Annotated in this window: 8 protein-coding genes; all 8 read right to left on the reverse strand. The window is 72.8% G+C overall.

Annotated features, from left to right (window positions below; all coding sequences use genetic code 11):
* Nucleotides 1-14 precede the first annotated feature (14 nt).
* The 8 genes from OG792_RS17775 to OG792_RS17810 all read right to left on the reverse strand — a co-directional run bounded on the left by OG792_RS17775 (nt 15) and on the right by OG792_RS17810 (nt 20,638).
* Nucleotides 15-572 (reverse strand): sigma-70 family RNA polymerase sigma factor, encoded by a 558-nt coding sequence (locus OG792_RS17775; RefSeq protein WP_329110952.1) that lies wholly within the window; start codon nt 570-572, stop codon nt 15-17.
* Nucleotides 573-776: 204 nt separating this feature from the next.
* On the reverse strand, nt 777-4,088 hold the full coding sequence (locus OG792_RS17780; protein WP_329110954.1) for a right-handed parallel beta-helix repeat-containing protein: 3,312 nt from the start codon (nt 4,086-4,088) through the stop codon (nt 777-779).
* Nucleotides 4,085-6,994 (reverse strand): hypothetical protein, encoded by a 2,910-nt coding sequence (locus tag OG792_RS17785; protein ID WP_329110955.1) that lies wholly within the window; start codon nt 6,992-6,994, stop codon nt 4,085-4,087. The genes OG792_RS17780 and OG792_RS17785 overlap by 4 nt, the downstream gene beginning before the upstream one ends.
* A 121-nt stretch (nt 6,995-7,115) precedes the next feature.
* Nucleotides 7,116-8,201, reverse strand: a complete 1,086-nt coding sequence (locus OG792_RS17790) for a hypothetical protein (protein ID WP_329110956.1) — start codon at nt 8,199-8,201, stop codon at nt 7,116-7,118.
* Nucleotides 8,198-17,380, reverse strand: coding sequence for a WXG100-like domain-containing protein (locus tag OG792_RS17795; RefSeq protein WP_329110958.1), 9,183 nt, complete (start codon nt 17,378-17,380; stop codon nt 8,198-8,200). Before OG792_RS17795 ends, OG792_RS17790 begins: the two co-directional genes overlap by 4 nt.
* A 44-nt stretch (nt 17,381-17,424) precedes the next feature.
* A complete protein-coding gene (locus tag OG792_RS17800; RefSeq protein WP_329110959.1) occupies nt 17,425-17,772 on the reverse strand; it encodes a hypothetical protein in 348 nt (115 codons plus the stop codon).
* Nucleotides 17,769-18,206, reverse strand: coding sequence for a YbaB/EbfC family nucleoid-associated protein (locus OG792_RS17805; protein WP_329110960.1), 438 nt, complete (start codon nt 18,204-18,206; stop codon nt 17,769-17,771). Before OG792_RS17805 ends, OG792_RS17800 begins: the two co-directional genes overlap by 4 nt.
* Nucleotides 18,207-18,226: 20 nt before the next feature.
* The gene (locus tag OG792_RS17810; RefSeq protein ID WP_329110962.1) at nt 18,227-20,638 is read right to left on the reverse strand and encodes a hypothetical protein; all 2,412 of its coding nucleotides are present in this window, start codon (nt 20,636-20,638) and stop codon (nt 18,227-18,229) included.
* Nucleotides 20,639-20,717: the final 79 nt, after the last annotated feature.

Raw genomic sequence — 20,717 nt, forward strand, 5'->3', positions numbered from 1 at the left:
CGGCCGTACCGAGGTCAGTCGGCGTTCGTCGACCCGACGGCCGCCCGGAGCGCCCGCAGCCCGTAGTGGGCACGGGACTTCACCGTCCCCTCCGGGATGCCCAGCCGGGCGGCAACCTCACCGGTCGACAGGCCGTGGAAGTACAGGTCGATCAGGACCGTACGGTGCTCCGGCTTCAGCTTCGGCAACGCCTCGCGTACGGTGTGCGCGGCGACCACGCCCTCCATCGCGTCGTTGGTCGCCGGCAGCCGTGACATGTCGACCGCCCCCACCTCGGTCGGCCGGGCCTGCCGGGCACGGGCCGCGTCGATGGCGATCCGCCGCGCCACGGTGAACAGCCACCGGCGCTGGGACTCCTGGTCGGCGGCGAGCACGTCGATGCTCCGCCAGGCGCGCACCATCGTCTCCTGGAGCAGGTCCTCGGCCAGGTGCCGGGCGCCCAGGGTCAGCCGCAGCAGGAAGCGGAACAGCGGGTCGGCGTGCATCTCGTACAGGATCACCATGCGGGCGTCGGTGAGACGCCGGTCCGGCTGGGACGCGTCAACGGTGTCCCGCCCGGTCGCGGACGACACCGTCGCACCAGCCTCATTGCACACCGCGACCACCGGGTTGCCTCCCCCACCGCCACCGCCGTCGGGCGGGCGCCCGATGACTGCCGCCACGTTCCGTTGCCCGCTCTGACCGACGGTGGAGGAAAGGAGACACGTGAATGTCTTGGAGATGAATCTTGGTGTGTGGCAACACTTTCCGGGTCGGCGACCCGGACGGATCAGCCGTCAGACATTGGCGCCCACCACTGGCGAGACGTCCGATACGCGCAGGATCCGCAGGTCGTCCACACTGGGCGAGACCACCGACCGCAGCCGGCCGGCCTGTCGGGTCACCGCCTCGTCCAGCAGCTGTCGGGCGTACCGGCCGTTGCCGAACGAGCGGCCGGTGGGCACCCGTTCGAAGTGCGCCCGCAACGCCACCAGGGTGTCGCCGGGACACTCGTAGCCGCTCGACCGGGCCAGCCCCTCGAAGATCGCGACCAGCTCGTCGGCCTGGTAGTGGACAAAGTGGATGTGCCGGGTGAACCGCGACTGGAGGCCGGCGTTGGCGGCGAGGAAGGCGGCCATCTCCTCGTCGTACCCCGCCGCGATCACCACCACCTCGTCCCGGTGGTCCTCCATCAGCTTGACCAGCGTGTCGATCGCCTCCCGGCCGAAGTCGTTCCGACTGTCCGCCGGGGCGAGCGTGTACGCCTCGTCGATGAACAACACCCCGCCGCGCGCCCGGTCGAACGCCTCCCGGGTCCGGTGCGCGGTGTGTCCGACGTACTCGCCGACCAGGTCGGCGCGGGCCACCTCGACCAACTGCCCGCCGCTGAGCACACCCAGCGCGGTCAGCAGCCGCCCGTAGAGCCGGGCCACCGTGGTCTTGCCCGTTCCGGGTGGACCGGAGAACACCAGGTGCCGGGAGACCGGCGGGACCGGCAGACCGGCCCGCACCCGAGCCCGTACGTTCGCCAGCAGGTCGATCAGGTCGGACACCTCACGCTTCACGCCGGCCAGACCGATCATGTTGTTGAGCTGTGCCAACAGGGCGTCCACCTCGGCCGCGCGGGGCGCTCCGGCACTCACCGCCGAGGCAGCCGCCGCTCCCAGGTCCTGCGGCAGCAGTTGGGCCAACTCGACCCCGGAGGACGCGCCCGCCTCCGACAGCCGGTACGCCTGCCGCCCGATCATCTCCTCGAACACCCGACGGGCCACCCGCGCGTTGCCGAACGACTCGGTCCGGGGCATCGTGTCGAACAGCTGGGCCAGGGCCAGCCGGGTGTCGTACTCCAGGGCGTAGTGGTGGGTGCTGCACAGCCGCTCGACGATCGTCACCAGCTCGTCGGTGGTGTAGCTGTCGAACTCGACCGTCCGGGAGAACCGGGAGGCCAGACCGGGGTTGGACGCCAGGAACGTACGCATCTGCGGCGAGTAGCCGGCGACCACCACCACAACCTCGTCCCGGTGGTCCTCCATCAGCTTGACCAGGGTGTCGATCGCCTCCCGCCCGAAGTCGTGGCCGGAGCCGCCCTCGACCGGGGCGAGCGCGTACGCCTCGTCCAGGAAGAGCACCCCGCCGATCGCCTCGGTGAACTTCTGCGTCGTCTTCACCGCGGTCCCGCCGATGTGCTCGGCCACCAGGTCGGCCCGCGCGACCTCGACGAGCTGCCCGCCGGGCAGTACACCCAGTGCGGCCAGGATCTGCCCGTAGAGCCGGGCCACGGTGGTCTTGCCGGTACCGGGCGCACCGGCGAAGACCAGGTGCCGGGACATCGGCGGCATCGGCAGCCCGGCCGCGCTGCGCCGGGCGCTGATCCGGTGCAGCCCGACCAGGGTGGCCACCTCCTGCTTGACCCCGGCCAACCCGACCAGGGCGTGCAACCGGGCCAGCAGCGGGGTGACCGGATCCTCGGTCGGGCGCTGCGCCGGCACCGACTCCGGTGTCGAGCCGGCCGCCTCCGGGGCGTCGGCCGGCTCCGGCCGCACCGGCTGGTCGCCAGCGGCCCGCACCGGTTCCGGCACCGCGCCCGCCACACCGTGGCGTACCTGCTGGCCGCCGTTGCCACGGACCGTGGTCTCCGGCATCGACACCGGCTCGACGGTGTCCAGCCACACCCCGTCGCCGACGTTGTCGAAGATGTCGCACCGCTCCAGCCGTCCGCGCGACCGGGCGGCGAACCGAATCCCGACCCCCCGACTGTGGTGCACCCGGGTCTCCCGGAGGGTGACCTCGGCGGTCGCCTCGACGGTGACCCCGGCGTCGTGCGCGTCACCGATGTCGGAGGAGGTCACGGTGGCGGTGCCGCCGGCCGCGACGAGCAGCCCGAACCGGCCGCCGCGCAGGTGCGCGTCGGCCACGGTCAGCGTCGCCCCGGCACCGATCCGGACCGCCGCCGTGGCGCAGTCCGTCACCCTGAGCCGGCGGACGGTGCCCCGGCCGCCGTCGACGGACTGTAGCCCGTACCCGGTGCTGCCCGTGATGGTCAGACCCGCCAGCAGCGGGTCGGCGCCGCCCCGGAGGATGACCCCGGTTTCGCCGCCCACCACCTCGGTGCCGGTCACCTCGCCGGTCACCGACCCGTCGAAGAGCAGGGCGACGCCGTCGCCCCCGGCGATCCGGCCGCCCTCGACCTTCGGCGCCGCGGTGCCGGTGATCGCGACCGCCGCCGCACCGGTCTGCGCGAACTCGCAGCCCACGAGCAGGCCGGCCGCGCTGTCGAGCAGGTAGGCGCCGTGGCCGGCGGTGCCGGTCACCCGGCAGCGGCGCAGTTCCGGTGCGGCCCCGCCGGACCAGACCAGCCCGTGACCGCCGATGCCACGCAACTCGCAGTCCTCCAGGGTGGGGCGGCCGCCGGTGGCGACCAGCCCGGAGCCGGGGGTGTCCCGCACTACCGTGTCCAGGACCCGGATCGCCCCGTCCTGCTCGACCGCCACCGCCGGGCCGTCGACCGCACTGATCTCGCAACCGCGTACGGTGCCCCGCCCGGCGCGGGTGGAAAGCACTCCGGCGCCCCGTACCCCGGTGACGGTGCAGCCGACGAACTCCGGGTCCGCCCCACCGGCGATGACGATCGCCGCCCCGCCGATGTCGCCGATCGTCGTGTTGCCGACCGTGCCGCCGCCCTGCTGTTCGATGAGGAAACCGGCGCCGGCCGGGTTCGTCACCGCGCAGTCGTCCAGCTCCAACCGTCCGGCCACCGCGTGTACCGCCACGATCCCCTCGGCGCGTACGTCGCAGCCGGTCATCCGCAGCGTGCCGCCGCCGATCTGCACCGCCGGGAACGAGTCACTGCCGCCGATGACCGCGACCCCGCGCAGGGTGGCCGAGCCGCCCCCGACGAACACCGCCACCCCGCCGTCGGCCTGGAGCGTCACGGTGCCGCGACCGTCCTCGGCGACCAGGGTCACGTCACCGGTGAACCGCAACTGCTCCCGGTACGTCCCCGGTTGCACCACGATGGTGGCGCCCGGCCCGGCCGCCGCGAGCGCGTCGGAAATCCTGGACGGGCAACTGGGATCGTGCTGGGATACCGACAGCATGTCCTGGCTCACGCGCGCGTACCTCCACTGTGCCCGCCCGGTGACCGCGCCTCGGTAGCACCTGACATGGCGAACTGCGACGGAATGGCAAAGACCCGCCCCGACCGGTCCAGGCCGGGGGCGAACTCCAGGCATCGGGGCGGTCGGCCCGCGCGACCGGACGTACGGGCGGCGCGCAGCCGTTCGAGCAGCCGGTCCGTACCCCGGTCGCCCCGACCCCCGTTGCCGGCGAGGTCCCGCAGCAACACCCGGATCGGCTCCCGCTCGTCGTCCGGCGGGTCGACCGCGAGCACCGCGAACCGGCTGCCGGGCGGGAACAGCGCGGCGGCCGTCTCACCGGGACTGATCCGGTCCAGCCGGCGGGCGCTGGCCGACCAGATGACGAAGTGGACCGTCGCCTCCGGCGCCGGACCGGCGGCGAGGTCGACGTCGAGGAACGCCGGTTCGACCAGGTCCAGACCGGGCCGGTAGCCGGCGAGTGCCGGCGGCGGCACCAGCGCCGACGCGTAGACCGGCCCGAGCACGGTGGGCAGCCGGCGCAGCCCGTACGCGGCACCACGGGCCAGCAGCCGGGCCCGCTCCGCCGAACCGCCGCCGGCCGTACGGACGGCGCCCTCCACCGGGCCGCCGGTGCGCAGTTCCCGGTTCACCGGCTCCCGCTCGCCGTCGTGGTACGCCCGCAGCGCCACCAGCCCGGCGATCATCTCGGCCGAGGCACCGGCGGCACGCATGCCCGGCTCCTCGGCCAGGGTCCGGGTGATGACGCGTACGTGTGCGTCGTACCGCCCGTTCAGACTGTCCCGCAGGCGGGTGCGGTCCGCCGGATCCCAAGCCGGCTCGATGAGCCAGTACGGCGCCGACCCGACCGGTACGGGCTCGGGTGCGGGGACCGGTTCCGCCTCGGGCCGTGGCGGCGGTACCACCGTCACGGCGGGCAGCACGGCTGCTCCGGCGCGGTTGACGGGTACGGCGCGGTCGGCGACGGCCTCGACCCTGCGCACCGCCGCAGCCTGGTCGGCGGTGGCGTCTACCTCGTTGACCGCCGCGCCCGGAAGGCCCGAGCCGGCCGGCTCTGCCCGCTCGCCCCGGTACGGCGCCGGAAGGTCGTGGTTGGCCGACGCACCGAGCAGTGCCGGGCTGCCCGGGTCACCGAAGCGCGTATCGATGGGAATCTGTGTCGGGGTCGCCGGGATGCCGTCGGCGGATCCGGGTTGCCGGCGTGCCACCGAGGTTGGCTCCGGCCGGGCGGCACCGCGGTCCACCACCGCCAGAACCGGCAGCGGCGCCTCCCGGCCCAATACCAACAGCGCCGGTACGTCGCTCGGAAGCGGCTCGGTCAGGATCGGCTCGGTCGGAATCGGCTCGGTCGGAATCGGCTCGGTCGGTGGCGTGGACACCGGGTGTACGGCGAGCGCGGGCGGGACCTCCCGCCAACGGGTCATGTCCAGCAGCGCCACCGACTCGACCGGCACCGGTTCGGTACCCACCGACCCGACCTCACCGACCGGGGCCGGGTCCGACTCGGCCGGCTCGCTGAGGTCCGCCCCGGACACGGACGGCTGCTCGGTCGACGGCACGGGCACGGTCGACGGCACGGGCACGGTCGACGCCACGGGCACGGTCGACGCCACGGGCACGGTCGACGCCACGGGCACGGTCGACGGTGGGCCGAGCGGGCGGCGGCGTGCGCCGGCCGGTGGTGGTGGTAGGACACGGCCGACCAGCCGGTGGCGGGGACCGGCGGGCGACGTGGCGTTCCTCGGCGTCCAGCGGCGGAACTGCCCCTGTGTGACGAGCAATCCGTACGCGGTCACCGACACGGCCGCGTCGGCGCCGAGAACGGGGCCGCCGAGCGCGTCCGCCAGCCCGCCGAAGAGCAGGTCGGCGGCGGGACCGGCGGGCGACGTACCGGAGCAGAGCAGCACCACCGGCCGACCGGAGCCGCCCCTCGCCGCCACGATCATCTTCGCCAACCCGGTCGGCGACACCGGACGACCGGCCACCCGGAAACCGGTCGCACCGATCTCGACCTCGACCACGTAGCCGGCGGCGAGCGGCAGACCGAGCGTCGGCGCGTGCTCGGGCAGGAACGACCAGCCGGCCGGTGTGGACCGTCCGGAAACCTCCCGGTCCGGACTGGCCAGTGCGCTCCGGGAACGGCTGTCGCCTGGGGAACGACTGTCGTCCGGGGAGCGGCTGTCGTTCTGGGGCGGCTCTGCCGGCGTACGGGTGGGGGTCGGTTCCGGCGGAGCGGGCCGGCGTCGGCTGCCGCCGTACGGCAGGTAGCGGGGGGTGGTCGAGCCGGTCAGCTGCCCGGCGCCCGGACGCCAGACCAGCGAACCGTCGGCCCCGACCCCCGCCCGCCGGTAGGCGTCCTCGCTCGCGACCCCACCGCCAACGGCGGCGCCATCGCTGTCGGCATCCGCACCGCCCCCGGCGTCGGGGATCGGTGCCGGCGGTCGGGCGGGCCACTCCGGCTCCGGATACGGCTGTCCACCGGGAACACAACCGAGCCAGGCCCGCCCACCGGTGAGCGTCGGGGTCGGCCGCGACTCATCCACCGTGCAGGGTTCCAGGGGGACGATGATCTCCTGGCCGATCCGGTCCGCCAGGTCGCGGACCAGTCGTTCCACCGACAACGGCCCGGCGTACGCGCCGAGGGTGAGTAGCCGGATGCCGGCCGCGCTGCCGCCGAGGTGTTCGCCGAGGATCTCGGGCAGGAGCGGGAATAGTTCGGGTAGGGCGCTCACCGCGGCGGTGCCGAGCACGGTGACCCGGTCGGGCTCGACCGGCAGGGCGGCGGTGAGCCGGATCAGCGGTTCCGGGTCCTCGTCGGCGGTACGCAGCAGCAGCGCGTCACCGACGGCCTCGGCGATCACCGACCCGACGGTCGGGGCCGTGGTCTGCTCTGAGGTCACCGGACCGCCCCCTTCCCAGCCTGGCCCTGGTCCGACCGCCGTCCCGGCGGATGGCGCTGTTCACTGTCCGGTCGCCTGCACTACGCACGCCACCCCGGTCCGGTTCACGACGATCCCCGGGTCATCCGGTTGTCAGCCCGACCGGGTCTACGGCGGATTCGGCGACCGGTGCCTGTACGGCGGCCAGCGTCCGGTGCAGGCTCAGTACGCCGACCTCGGGCATGGCGTACCGGCCGGCGCGGATGTGTTCGGTGAACTCGGCCGTCGGTGCCAGCCCGTGCCGGTCGAGGTAGTAGGCGACGGCGTCGCTCCACACCCAGGTTCCGTCGGTGCGGAAGCTCATCGGTACGGCCGCGCCCCGGGCCGGGTCCACCACGTCGTCGAGCAGCGTGGTGGTGATCACGAGCGGCACCCCGTGCCGGAGATACCGCAGGATGCGGTCCCGCTCATCGTGGTCGAGCGTCGCCGCTTGCGGTTGGTCCCCCACGAGCGGGTCGAACAGCGGGGCGATCCGGATCTCGGGTTGTGGCTCGGCGGTCCAGAGCAGGGCGGCGAAGCCGAGTGCGGTGCGCTGGAACATGGGCAGCGTGTCGGGGTCGGCGAAGACGGTGACCAGGGGGTCGACCTCACCCGCGTCGACCAGCACGCGTTGCAGGCGGGCGGTGATCGCGGGCAGGCCGTCGCCGCCGGTCGGGTCGGTCGCGTACACCAGGTACATTCGCTTGGCCGGCGGCCACTGGGTGTCCAGCGCCGGGTAGCGCCAGCAGCGCCACAGGGCCAACGGGCCGGGCCCGTCGCCGATCGCGCCGGCCAGCGCGGCGTCGACCTCGTCGGGACCCGCCGGGCCGCGGTCCGACAGGGTCAGATCGATGTTGTACGGGATCCGCTCGCCGTACTCGGCCAGCACCTCCGGGCCGACCGGTGCGAGTCCGTACAGCGGCATGATCTCGTCGTCGGCGGTCTCGATCCCGGTCAGCAGGTCGGTGTCCCCGCCGGCTTCGCCGAGGGTCCCGCCGAGCAGGGCGATGTCCGCCGGGCTGAGCGGGATCCGGCTGGTCATGGCCGTGAACACGATCGCCTGGGCGACGTCGACCAGCATCCCGGCGGCGAGCCAGGTACGGGCTTCGGCGACCAGTTCGTCGGGCATCGTGCCGTCGGCCCGCAGTAGCAGGTGGTGGAAGGCGGCCATCCGCCCGCTTTCGCTCATGCCGGCTCTCCAAGGGATTCGATGGGTTGGTCGGTGACCCCGTGTGTCGCCGCTATCCGGGCGGCGAGTTGCGCGGCGTACTGCTCGCCCAGTCCGTTGTTCAGGGCGGCGGTGACCCGGTCGCGCAGTTCGGCCATGAGTGCCGGCCGTCCGGGCAGCGGCCCGGCGTACGGACGGATGATCGCGTCGGTCAGTTGACCGACGCCGACCCTTATCCGGGGGAACCGGGGGATCGGATGGGGCGGGGCGGGGTCCTCGATCACGTTCGCCATCCCCCCGATGCCGAGCACCTTGCCAATGGCCTCGCGGTCGACGATCTTCCGCTCGGCGTCCCGCCGGAGCGTCGTGTCGGCGTCCCTCCTCAGCCGGGTCAGGTGGCCGGTGTCGACCGGGAGCGGGCCGGCCTTCGACCGGACCATGGCCTCCGTCATCCGTTCGCCGTCCCGCCGCCGGGAAGGCGTCAGTGTGCTCGCTACGTCCCGATCGATCGGGGACGCGTCCCGGTCGGTCGGGGACGCGTCGCGGTCGAGCGGGGACGCGTCCCGGTCGATCGGCGGCAACCCGTCGCCGTCGTCGCTGTCACCGTCGATGTCGGTGTCGCCGTCGGTGTCGCCGAGGTCGTCCGCGACCAATGCCACGTGGTGCGGCACGGCGACGTACGTGGCCTCGAAGTCGTCCAGCAGCTCGGAGTGCGTCTGGAGCAGCTCCCACCACTCGGCCTCGATCCGCTCCCGCTCCTCGACCGCCTCCCGCCACGTTTCGTGGGCCTCGTCGCGTGCCCCGCTCGCCTCCGGCCTGGTCATCGGCCGGTCCCGCAGCACGGGCTCCCGGACGCCTTGCAGCCGGTACCTGGCCGCCTCCTCGGCGTCGGTCGCCGCGACGAACCGCTCCCCGGTGGCGTGCAGCATCCGGTCATGGGCCACGATCCGGTCGAACGCGTCCCGCATCCCCGGCCGTACGGCGTCACTGTCGTCGATGGCGAGCACCTGGCGGGCGTCCTCCAGCCCCATCCGCAGCACCACGGTCACCGGGTCCAGCGGACGGTCGACGCGCTGCCGGGCCGGCAGCAGCACCCGGATCCGCTCGGGCAGGGTCACCTCGATCACCGGCTGGCAGACGTACGCGACCGCGGCCGACGGACCCTCGGGCTTGACGTTGCCGAACCCGGTCGCCCCGCCCTCCTCACCGGAGCCGGCCGCCGCGGTCTCCCCGGTGGAGGGACCGGCGCCGCTGGTCTCCAGCGCCTGGTACGGGTCGCCCAGGTAACCGCGACCGAGCAGCAGCCGGGGCGCCTGGGTGGACTGGATCAGCGCGTTCGTACCGCTGCCGCCGGCCGTGGTCGCCTGCTTCACGTGCTCCCGGTACACGCCGGCGTCGACCCCGGCCAGCCGGACCGCCACCGGCACCAGCCGGACCCGGACCACCGCCCCCTTCATCGACACGGCGGCGCTCGGCACCTCGGGCAACTCCAGCCCGAGTACGTCCAGCAGGTCGCCCGCGTTCGGCAGCAGCAGTTCCGGTGTCAGCCCCTGGTGCACCTGGTGGGCGCCGGCGTAGCCAGCCTGGGCCAGCCGGTTCGACACCCCCTGGAGCATGTTGTTCACCGCGGCCTGGAGCACCCCGGCACCGTCGATGTCCTCCGGCGCGAACCGGGGTGGCACCAGGATCCCGTTGCGTTCCCGCCAGCCGGGCGAGCGGAGCCGACCGGTCCGCTGGTCCGGCGCGGGCAGCTGGTTCGCCGGAAGCTGGTACGCGCCCGGGTCGCCGGGTTCGGCGGGCGGCCGGGCCACCGCGCCGGCCTGCCGGATCCGCAGGTTGGTGGCCCACCGGTCGATGGTCACCGGCGCCTGGAAGGAGACCACCCCGCCGCGTACGGGTCGACCCCGGTAGTAGATCCGGATCTCGAACCGGGGCTGGAGCCGGGTTCTCGCCTTCACCCCGCGCCCGGAGCTGATGTCGGTGGTCCGGACCTCCGACTCGGAGCTGTTCGAGCTGAGCACGAGCGAGCCGTAGCCGTACTGGTGCCCGAGGCCGAGTGCCGCCGGCTTGCCCTCCGGGTTCAGGATCGCCGAGCCGGCGACGTTCCCGAAGACCGCGTCACCGCGCCCGCTGCGAACGGTCTTCCCCCCACCCCCGACGCCCACCGTCCGTACGTCGATGTCGTTGTGGTCGGCGACGAAGCGGACCAGTTCGGGCGGCCGGTCGACGACGGCGACCAGGCGGATGTCGAACAGCCGCTGGCTGACCAGCCCGGTCTCCGGGTAGAGCAGCGACACCCCGCCGTCGAACAGCGCCGCCCAGTGCCGGGGCAACCCGGTCCGGGACAGTACGTTGAGCAGCCGCCGCCGGTTGAGCATCGGATCGGACAGCCCCATGCCGGTCAGGGTCGCCAGGATCCGGGCGAACACCGGGTGGGGGTTCGCCTGCGCGACCACCGCCCGCAGGGCGGCGATGGCCGGTGCGACCAGCGAGGGCACCTGGTGGAACGTCTGCAACCCCAGACCGGGCGAACGTCCGGGCGGCAGCACGAACTCCCGGCCCCGCACCTCCTGGGCGATGGCGACCGGCACCGGCGGGTTCGGCAGCCGCCCGATCAGACCGAGCCGGACCGCCTCGTCCTCGCTGACCCAGAGGTAGACCGCGTTCTCGATCACGGCACTGCGGGTCACCGTCTTGTGGTGCTCCCAACCGGCCGGCTGGAACGGCTCCGGCAGCAACGACCTGGGCAGGTCGGCCGGGTTCGTCACCTCGGCGACCACGCTCGCCCGCAGGTCGGCCACCACCAGGTACGAGCGGGTCCTGGCCTTCCGGTTGTTGACGTTGCGTTCGATGAACCCGCTGACCTTCTTCCGGTGCCGGGTCATCCGGGAGTAGACGATCCGCTGGTAGCCGCCGGATCCGGTGCCGCCACCGCTGTATCTGTCCTCCTTGTTGCTCGTCTCGCGGCCGGTCACGCCGAACTGGGCCCGCGCCTGGATCTGGTTCTCCGTGGTCCTGGTCCCCCACACCTGCACCCCGCCACCGGGCGCATTCTCGGTGGTGACCTCGGACAGGTTCGGCGCCAGCCTCGGTCGGGTGAGCCGGGCGGCCACCGACACGTTCAGCCGCCCGCCGTCCGCCTCGGTGGTGATCGGTTCCAGGTCCCACTGCTGTTCGGTCATCGGTCCCAGGTTCGCGACCTGCTGGGTGGTGGAGAAACGGTCCACCAACTCGGCCCAGACCGGCATTCCCTCGACCAGGGTCACGTCGCCGCGCAGCCCGCCGAGCTGGCGTCGGGACGAGCCGTCGTCGTACTGCTGGGTTTCCAGGGCCGTCTCCCGGGCCAACCGCATCAGTTCGGCGCTGCCCGGCATCGCCTCCACGAACCGCCAGTCCAACACCGCCGGACGCGGCTGCGGAGGCTGTACCGGTTGGGGAGGTTGCGGCTGCGGTTGCGGGGGTTGGGGCGCCGGCCGGTCCACGAAGTCCCGCAGCGTCGACAGGTCGGCCATGGTACGTCGACGCAGCGGCAACTGGTCCGCCGCGTCGGTGGCGTCCAACCGGGTGACCGGGAGCTCGTCGAGATCCTGGCGCGGGATCGCGCTGTTCGCGAACAGCACGCTCACCGGCTTGCTCGTGGTCAGCGTGTACTGGTTGATCAGCCGGTCGCCGACCTGTACCTGGTTCCGGTCCCAGGCGGCGTTCGGCGCGGTGGTCGGGGTCAGCGGTCCGGCCCGGTGGCCGAGCCCGAGCCGCGCCCGTGGATTGCGACCCAACCGATTCTTGTACGTGTAGACCGTGACCACCAGCTCCAGGTCACCGTCGAAGCGTTGGGAGTCGGGCGTACCGCCGTGCAGTGCGCTCTCCTGCCCGGTCGTGTCCACCCCGCCCTGCTGCGCCCACCGCCGCTGCCCCTCCACCGCGCCGCCGGGCATCACCGCGGCGCTCGCCTCCAGCCCCGGGAAACGCTTGATGAAGGCGCCCTCCACGGACAGCGCCGCCCGCCACTGCGCCCCGGCCGCCGCCCCGTCCTGCTCGCTGTTGGACTGGAAGTTGCGTACGGCGACGCCCTTCTCCACCCCGGAGTAGGTCAGGTCCCGGGTGTGCCGGGCGGTGACGTGTACCACCACGTGCCGCGTGTGCCAGAACTTCGTCCGGGTCAGCACCGCCGCCACCCCACCGTTGAGCAGCGCGGTGTAGTTCTGCCGCAGCGCCGGTACGGAGAGCACCCGGTCCAGTTCGGACTGGTTCTTCTGCCGCTCGCTCGCCGAACTCACGTACCCCATCGCCTGGACCGCACCGGCGGTCCGGAACCGGGGCAGGAAACCGCCACCGATCCCCCGCACCAACGCCGCCGTACGGTCGTGCACCTCGCGGAACCCGCCCATCCCGGTCGGTACGGAGTTGCCCCCGCTCCTGGCCCACGGCGGCGGCAGCGGATCCGGTTCGGGGTCCGGGATCGTGCCGTCGCCGCCGTCCTCCACCTCGGCGATCGGGTCGAGGGCGGAATCGTCCGGTGCCTTCCGGCTCTTGCCCTTGTCGCGCCGCCCGGTCGCGTCGTCGTCGGCCGGTGGTGGTCCGGCGAGCAGTTGGTCGGCCTTGTCCCGAGGCATCCGGGCCAGCATGGTCAGCTCGACCACTATCGGCCGTGGGGACCGACGGAACGGCCGCTGGAACGCGTTGACCCGGGTCGACGCGTCGATGGTGAGCCGGACCTGCACCCGGGCCAGGACGTTCTTCACGTCCTTGAACTCGGTCCCGGTTCGGCTGGTGCTGCTCTGCTTGACGCTGGTGGTCGTGTTCCGCCGGAAACCCGCACTCAGCCGGGCCTGCACGTACGCGATCCCGAAACCCCAACGGAACGCGCCGCTGCCGCCCCCGCCGACGGAACTGACGTGCTGCTGGCGCCCGACGGACGTGACGCCCGGCTGCCACCGGAACGACGACTTCGGGATGTCCTCGATCACCTCCATCGCGGTGACCTCGGAGGTCATCTCCAGGGCGACCGCCTGGCGGCGCGACGGGCTGAGCACCAGGGGTGAGTGGGCCGTGCTTTCGAGGGCCAGCGGCACCTGACCCAGCACGCTCGACTCGCTCAGCAGCGAACGGACCTGTTCCCGGCCGATGCCGCCCTCGCCGACCGTACCGGTGGGTCGAAGCTGTCGCAGGACATCCTCGGCGACCTCGTTCCAGGTGGTGGTCGGGGTCGGGTTGCCGTGCGGATCCCGACGGTCGATCCGGGCGTCCTCGATCCGTACCGGGAAAAGGTTCTCCACCAGCGTGGAGACGTCGAACCGACCCCGCCGGGAGCTGACCGCCCGGACGGCCGGCGGGGCTTTCGCGATGTCGTCCAGGGCCCGGAAGGCGATCGACGCGGTCGGCCCGCCCGGCGGTGGCGGGTGGGCGGCCATCCGCTGCCGGTGCGCGGCGTCGGTCTCGTACGCCGGCGGCGACGACGTCGGTGGCCGACCCGCCCGGTCCACCGTGACCGAGAACCGGACCGAGGCCAGCACGAGGTGGGAGCCGGCGCCGCTGCGGATGTTGCGGGAGTCGGTCAGGGTGCCACTCGATTCGGCGGTCTCCGCCGCGCGGGCGAACGCGAGGTCACCGGAGACCGCGCCGCCGGGCCCGAACCGGCCGCCGATCGCGCCGCCCAGGGCGAGCGCGAGGCTGTCCGAGGCGGTCGCGTTCTCCTTGAGCGCCATGTTGGTGTCGCCCCGGGTGTCGTACTTCGCCTTGTCCGCGCCCTGGTCCACCCACTGCTGGCTGTCGGTCAACCGGGTCGGGGCGATGGTGACGGAGTGCCAGCGCCGCCACCCGTCCCGGACGTCGAACGTCCGCCCGCCGGTCGCGAAGAACGACTGGAGGTCGTTGCGCAGGGCGTGCTCGATCGCCGTGGTGTCGACGGTGAGCGCCGGGCGCCCGCCGTAGGTGATCCGGGCCAGCCGGTTGGACAGCCGCGCCCGTACCTGGGCCTGCACCGACTGCCGCAGGTCAGCCACCAACCGGTCGATGTCGGCCGCGCCGTCGACCTCGGACAACAGCTCGGGCCGTCGGTCGTAGACACCGAGCAGGTCGCTGATGTCCGGTAGCGGGGCGGGAGCCGGGGCCTTGCCTCGTTTGTCGGGTGTCTCCGTCGGTGTGGCCGGCGTCTCCGTCGTGGCGATGCTCGGCGAGGCGGTGGAGGTGGAGGCCCCGGGTCTGGTCCAGGGCGCGAGCTTCTTCCGCTCCGGTGTCCTGGGCGTCGACGTCGACGCTTCCTGCTCGGTCGTCGCCGGTTTGCGGCCGAGCCGCAGGCCCGGCCCACCGTCCGGGCCGGCGACCGCGACGATCCCGTCGAACGGCCGGGCCGGGCCGTCGACGTCGTCGTTGAGCACGTCCCAGCCTTCGCCACCCAACCCGTCGGGGACGAAGAGCAGCCACGGGTCACCGCCGACCGAGAGCAGGTCGGCGGCGGGGTCGCCGGTGCCGGCGACGACGTCGCCCGACGGGGCGAGCACGTCCGTACCCCGGGCCGAGGCGAGCCGCTGGGCGAAGCCCCCGGCCAGCCCGGTCGGCGCACAGGAGACCAGTGCCAGCGGCGCGTCCGGCGGGGCCGCACCGGCCACGATCCGGGCCACCTGGTCGGGGTCGAGCAGCACCTCGGCGGTCGTACCGTCGGGCTGTCGGACGGCCGCCCGGACCCGGTCGCCCGCGCCGTGCACCAGCACCGCCGCGCCCGCGCCCTCGGGTAGCGGCCGGCCCCGGACCAGTTCCCAGTCGGCGTCGGAGAGCAGCCCGACACCGGCCCGGCCGGGCACCGGCCGCACGACCAGGGGTACGCCGTCGGCGTACCAGGTCCCGTCCGCGCCACGGGTCAGGTCGGTCACCTGGGCAGGGCCGGTCAACCGGGTCTTCGCCACGGATGTGACCGGCAGCGGTCCGCCCCGGACGGCGGACGGGAGTCGGAGTGCGTTCCTGCGCCGGGTACGCGGATGCAGTCGGTTCCAGGCCCGCCGGTCGCGCGGATTGCTCTGCGCGATCGGGCTCGGGTCGGCCGGGTTGTGCCGCGCGATCGCCTCCGGATCCGGGATGGGACTCGGGATCGGGATCGGATTCGGGATGGGGGACGGGGACGGGCTCGGGGACGGGTCGGGGCTCGGTGTGGCGGGGCTGGTCCGGGTGGGTGCGATGGGTGCGGGGTTGGTGGACGAGGGGCGGGTACCGGTTGGATCGACGGCGGCGGGTCCGGTCGTGTTCGAACCGACGGCGCCCGGGACGGTGACGCTGGAACCGATCGCACCGGAGCTGATCGGTGTCGGACCCGTTCGCGGCCCGGCGCCGGTGGGCGGGGTGCTACTGGAGGTGGCCGTGGTCCCGGTCGAGGTGGTCCCCGTGGAGGTCGTGCTGGTAGCCGTCGAGGCGGTGGAGGTCGAGGCGGAGGTGGTGGAGGAACTGGTGGAGGAACTGGTGGTAGAGGCGGGACTTGCCGGGGTGTTGTTCATGGCCGCTGCCGTGGTGCTGCTCGACACCGCGCTCGACGTGACCGGCGTCGGGCCGGTGGAACTGCTGACGCCGTTGCCGGCCGTGGTGGACGACGGGTTGGCGGGGGTGGCCGATGTGGGGGTGCCGGTCACCGTGGCGCCGGAGGACGTGGTCGGCGAGGCGGACAGCGAGGGGTTGGCCGAGCCGGTGACGGTGGTCGGCCCGGCCGGATCGCCACCCTCGACGGTCGGCGCGAAGCCGTTGGCGGAGGTGACCGGGGGGTTCGGTGTCGGACCGCCGGACACCGAGCCGTCCGACACCGGACCGCTCGGGAGCGGGCCGCTCGCAGGGTCCGAACCGGTCTGCACCGGACCCTGCGGAATGCTCGAACCGTTCGGCACCGGGCCGCCCGGCAGGCTCGAACCGGTCGAGCTCGGGGCCGGGCCGCCGGAGGTCGGGGCCGGGCCGTTCGACGTCGGGACCGGGGCGACCGTCGGTGCGGAGTCCACCGGTGCGGGGCCGTTGGTCGGGCCGGTGCCCGCACCGGTGTCGACGGGAGTCGGCGTCGCGGTGTAGGGGGGCGGGGCGGGGTCGACCGTACCGTCGGGGTCGTCGTCGGTCGACGTACCCGAATTGTTCGACCCGGCCTTCGGACCACCCGGCGGCGGACCGCCGGGGGTGAGGACCGGCATTGGTACGTCCGTCGGGGTGGCCTTGGTCGGCTGGTCGGCGCCACCGTCGGCGTTCTGGTCGGTGTCCGGACCGGGGCGGATCGCGTTGCCGACGTTCGTGCCGGCGATGCTGGCCCCGGCGGAGAGGATGCCGGAGGTGGCCGCCGCACCGGTCACCTTGAAGCCCTCGCCGTTGATGGCGTTGACAGTGCCCTCGGCGAGCACCTCGGTACCGGCCTCGACCACCAGTTCCTCGGCCCCCTCGACCACCGCCTGCCGGGCCGTCGGTTTCGGCGCCGGCGTCAGGAGGGCGTCGAGGAAGGACTTCGGCGGCGGCTTCGGCGTGGGGATGTTGTCCACCACTGCGTCCGCGACCTCGCCCCCGAACCGGCGGAAGATCCGGTTCGCGGCCGGGCCGAGGACCGTCGCGATGGCACCGCCCACGGCACCGGCGATCGCGGCCTGCCTGGTCAGCGACGTGTCGATGTGGTCGCGGGTGCCCATCGCCATCTGTAGCCGCTGCACGATCAGGTCCAGTAGCACCTGGAGGCCGATGCCGATGATCTGGTTCATCACCACGTGCATCAGCAGACGCCCGAGCAGGGTACGGACCAGGAAGCGGAAGATCGCCACCCGGGCGGCCAGCCAGTTGAGCGCCGCGCCGGGGTTGAAGAACGAGAAGGCGAGCGCGACCGCGAACTCGATCAGCAGCAGGATGATCGCGCCGATCAGGGTCATCTTGACGTACTGCACCTGGGTGCCGCTGGTCTGGCTCTTCGCACCTAGTTTGCGCATGTGCAGGCCGGCGGCGGCGAGGAAACCGGGTTCCTCGTCGACGTACGCCCGCATCGACTCCACGAACGCCTCGTCGGCCTGCCCGGAGACGCCCTCGCGGATCGACTCCACGGCGCTGACCAGCAACGGGATCGCGGCCTCGACGCCGTCGGCCGCCCCGTAGTAGGCCCGGGACATGCCGAACAGCCGATCCTCGTTGGCCCCGGGGAAGTCCTCCCCGGAGACCCACTTGAGGAAGCCGGCAAGCTGGTCCGACGCCTCGATGGCCATTCGGCCAGCTCACCTCCGTACGTTGTCCGAGCCCCGCCGGTCCGTCAGATGGTCAGGCTGGGGCCGCTGCCGCTCTCGCTCCAGCCACCGGCGGTGTCGACGTTGTCCGCCTCGTACGCCTCCAGCAGCGTGCGCAGTTCCTCCACCCGCGAGCCGTCACCGAGGGACAGATCGCGCAGTCCGGAGAGGACGTACAGCGTCTCGGGCAGGTCCCGGTCCAGGTCCTTGACGATCGCCTCGTCCACCTCGCCCCGGACGCTGAGCACCACCGGGGTGTTCGCGGCCCGTTCCGCGTCGAACTCGTCCACCACCCCCTTCATGTGCTCCAGGTAGCTGGCGAACGCCTCGGCGCGCAGCCGGGCGGTGTCGGCGGAGATGATCGGCTCGGTCACCTGCCGCCTCCCGCCTTCGGCTGCTCGGTCGGCTCGTCACCGGGGAACGGCTCATTCGCGATCCGGATCGCCTCCCGCATCATCTCCTCGAAGTCGACCGTGCCGTTGATCATGTCCAGTGCGGACATCCCGGTCGGCAGTACGGACTGGAAGCTCGCCGCCACCGCCGCCTGCGCCTTCGTCCGCGCCTCGCCGATCGTCTCGATCAGCAGGGTGGCCAGTTCGGCCGACGGCATCGTCCGGTACGACCTGGTGAGGAACTTGATGTCGACCAGGTCGCCACGGCTGTCCACGGTGACGGTGATCGCCCGGTTCTTCGACGTCACCGTGGTCTGGGCGCCCTCAAGTTCCTCCTGCACACCGGCGAGCGCGGCCTGGCTGCGTTCGAGTTCGGCGTACGCCTGCTCGATCTGGTTGTGCAACGGGCTGGACATGGCTGCGGTACTCCTCTCGCTCAGGAACGGCCGCGGGTGGTGCCCCGCGAGGGTCCGTACGGCGACCGGGGGCCGCGGGTCGGGGCCGGTTGCCGGGTCTGGTTCTCCGACTGGTCGTACTCGGAGCTGTCGTCGCGCCCGACCACGGCCGGCGCGCAGTCCGGGTCGGTGCCCCAGACCTCTTCCTCCTCGGCCAGCCAGGTGGTCCGCTCGCGTTCCTTGTTGTCCCCGTTGCCGGGACTGCCCATGCCACCCATGCCGCCCATCGGTGGCATGAACGGCATACCACCCATACCGCCCATCGCGCCGTTGGCACCGACACCGGGCGTGACGATCGCGCCGGGCAGGTTCTCCAGGCCGTATCCACCGGCGCTGAAGCCACCGCCGCCGGGCAGGCCGCCGCCCATCGCAAGGCCGTTGAGCGCGCCGGCGCCGGCGTACCCCGGTGGTGGGGTGCCGAGGGGCCCGACCACCGACCCGGCCGACGGGAAGTTGCCCGAGCCGAGGCTGCCCGGATCGATCTGGGAGGGAGCCTGGCCGCCCGGGTACGAGCCGCCGCCCAGGCTCGGATCGTCGAGGCCGGGAATGCCGGCCCAGCCCCCGCCGAGCCCACCGCCGGCGCCCTCCTCCGAGCCGGACCCGATCCCCGAGCCGGAACCCGAACCGGAGCCCGAGCCCGACCCCCCGGATCCCACACCCGACCCGGAACCGAGGCCCGAGCCCAGACCGGCGCCGGGCGGCTTCTGTCCGGCGCCGGCACCGACGGAACCGCCGCCGGTGCCGCCGGTGAACGAACCGCCGCTACCCAGACCGGGAATGGTGACCCCGCCGCCGACCCCACCGCCCGCGCCACCGGAGTTCGAACCGCCGCCGATCCCACCGATCGACGTCCCGCCGCCGCCGGGATTGAGGCCACCGGGGTCGAGGCCACCGGGATTCAGGCCGCCGGAGTTCGAACCGCCGCCGATCCCACCGATCGGGTTCCCGCCGCCGAGGCCGGAGGTGTCGATCCCGCCCGTGTTGCCACCACCGCCGCCACCACCGGCGCCGAGGCCGGAGGTGTCGATGCCACCCGTGTTGCCACCGCCGCCGGTGTTCGAGCCGGACGCGAACTGGCTGCCACCGCCGCCCAGACCCGACGTGTCGATGCCACCGGTGTTGCCACCGCCGCCGTTGCCGCCGGAGCCGAGGCCCGACGTGTCGATCCCGCCCGTGTTGCCACCGCCGCCGTTGCCACCACCGCTGTTACCGCCGGAACCGAGCCCCGAGGTGTCGATCCCGCCCTCGTTACCACCGCCGTTGTTGCCGCCGGAGTTGATGCCGAAGTTGCCGTCGCCACCGCCGGGCGGAGGCAGCTGCGACGGGTCCGGCGGCGGGACGTAGAAGGTGCCCCGGTACAGGTCGGGGATCACCCGTTGCAGCTTGTCGGTGGTGGTGGCGAAGTTGTCCATCAACGCCTTGGTGGCCGCCAACGAGGCCGCGTTCAGCGTGGCCAACTCGTTGCTCCACTGGGTCCTGGCGTCCGTGTCGAGCTGCTGCCACGCCGCCGGCTGCATCAGGTCGTACGGTCCGGGCAGCCCCTGGTCGGGGAAGCTGAAGTTCCACACCTCGTCGTACCCGCCGGTGGTGTCGCCGCCGGTGAAGAAGCCGGGGAACTTGACCGAGGCGTCGTACGCGTCGACCTGCTGCTCCATCGACTTGACGATCTGCCCGACCAGCCAGTTCGGATCGTAGAACTCGTACGTCTTGAACGCGGTCCAGGCGTCGACCATCGCGGTCTTGAAGGTGCCGACCGCGTCACCGCTGCCGTTGATGAACTCGATCCAGTCGTCCGGCTCGGTGATGTTCTCCTTCAGGTAGAGCATCGTCCGGTTGATGTCCTCCATGGCGAACATGAAGGCGTCGGCGGCCGAGCCCTCGAACCCGTTCGACTCCTGGTCGATCTCGTTGACCAATGACTGCACCCTCGGCTGGCCGGTGTTCATCAACCAGTTCGTCACCTCGTAGAACAGGTGCGCGGCGTCGTAGAGGCTCTGCGGGTCCAGGAACGGGTTGCTCAGGATCTGCGAGGTGGTCTCGTCGCTCATCGCGACGAACATCTGGGCCTGCCGGGCCGGGCCGGTCTCGCCGCCCTCGTAGAACGAGATGAAACCACGGATGAGCTGGAAGTTCTCGATCGTGTCGGTGTTGCGCTTGCGGTAGAGGGTGATCCGGTTCCAGCCGGCGTGCGCCGGGTCGCCCGGCATCCAGTGGTCCCACGGCCGCTGGCCGGCACCCTCGGTGTTGTACTGCCTGCTCGCCGAGATCCAGTACGAGGTGTCCAGTTGGACCCACGCGGGGCTGGTGATCCGGGTGGTGTCGACGTCGTCGTCCGCACCCAGGATGTCCTTCAGCGCCGGCACCCAGTTCATTCCCGGTGATGGCTGGGTCATGGGTCGTCCTTTCGAGGGGCCACCGGTGCCGGGGCGGCCGGACCGGCGACAGTGGCCGGTCCGGCCGGCCCGGTGCCGA

The organism is Micromonospora sp. NBC_01699 (assembly GCF_036250065.1).
Lineage (GTDB): Bacteria > Actinomycetota > Actinomycetes > Mycobacteriales > Micromonosporaceae > Micromonospora_G.